This is a genomic window from Propioniciclava sp., from assembly GCF_029977985.1.
Taxonomy (GTDB): Bacteria; Actinomycetota; Actinomycetes; order Propionibacteriales; family Propionibacteriaceae; genus Propioniciclava.
Genome location: NZ_JARKOT010000111.1, coordinates 1 through 1,064 on the forward strand (window position 1 = coordinate 1; position 1,064 = coordinate 1,064).

Annotated in this window: 1 protein-coding gene and 1 pseudogene; one reads left to right on the forward strand and one right to left on the reverse strand. The window is 70.3% G+C overall.

The features are described from left to right. Positions 1 to 781 (forward strand): decaprenylphospho-beta-D-erythro-pentofuranosid-2-ulose 2-reductase (locus tag Q1K57_RS07120; RefSeq protein ID WP_300080382.1); only part of this gene is annotated, 781 nt, incomplete at its 5' end. Between the two features lie 3 nt (positions 782 to 784). Here Q1K57_RS07120 and Q1K57_RS07125 read toward each other — a convergent pair. Then, positions 785 to 1,064 (reverse strand): annotated as a pseudogene (locus Q1K57_RS07125) (MFS transporter); the annotation flags it as partial.

Here is a 1,064-nt window from a genome sequence, read left to right on the forward strand (position 1 = left end):
GACGACTGGAGCTCCTCTGATGCTTGACGCCACCGGCAACCCGCAATCCATCCTGCTGCTCGGCGGGACGTCCGAGATCGGTCTCGCGATCATCGCCGAGTACCTGGCGCACGCCCCGGCCAGGGTGGTGCTCGGCGTCCAGCCGGGCGACCCGCTGACCGACGCGACGGTCGCCGACCTGTTGGCGAAGGGGGCGCGCGACGTGGTCGCGCTCGACTTCGACGCCACCGATTTCGACTCCCACCCCGGCGTCATCGAGGCCGCATGGGCGGACGCCGACGTCGACGTCGCCATCGTCGCCTTCGGTCTGCTCGGCGACGCCGAGACGCTCTGGCAGGACCAGGCGAAGGCCGTGCAGATCGCGCAGGTCAACTACACCGGGGCGGTGAGCGTCGGCGTCCTGCTGGGTCAGCGCATGACGGCGCAGGGCTATGGCCAGATCATCGTGATGAGTTCCGCTGCGGGGCAGAAGGTGCGCCGGTCGAACTTCGTCTACGGCTCGACGAAGGCCGGCCTCGACGGGTTCTACCACCGCCTCGGTGAGGCGCTGGAACCGGCGGGCGTCAAGGTGCTCGTCATCCGCCCCGGCCAGGTGCGCACGCGCATGTCGGCGGGCGTGAAGGAGGCCCCGCTCACGGTGGACAAGGAGGACGTCGCCAAGCAGGCCGTGGACGCCGCCCGTGCCGGCAAGTCGGTCATCTGGGCGCCGCCGGCGTTCGAGGCGGTCATGCTCGTCCTGCGCCACATCCCCGAGCCGATCTTCCGCCGCCTGCCGATCTGACGCTCAGGCGTCCGGAAGGGTGCGCATCGTCAGCAGGGGGGAGAAGGCGACGGGCAGCACGGCGAGGAACGCCCCGACGGTGGCGACCCACAGGGTCGGCACGACGCCGAGCGCCGTTCCCAGCCAGCCGCCCAGGAGGCCGCAGATAGGCACGGTGCCCCACACGATGAACCGCACCGACGCGTTCATGCGACCCAGCAACGCCGGCGGGCAGATCCGCTGGCGGAAGCTGACCTGCGCCACGTTGTAGACGTCCACCCAGAAGCTGAACAAGAATCCGCCC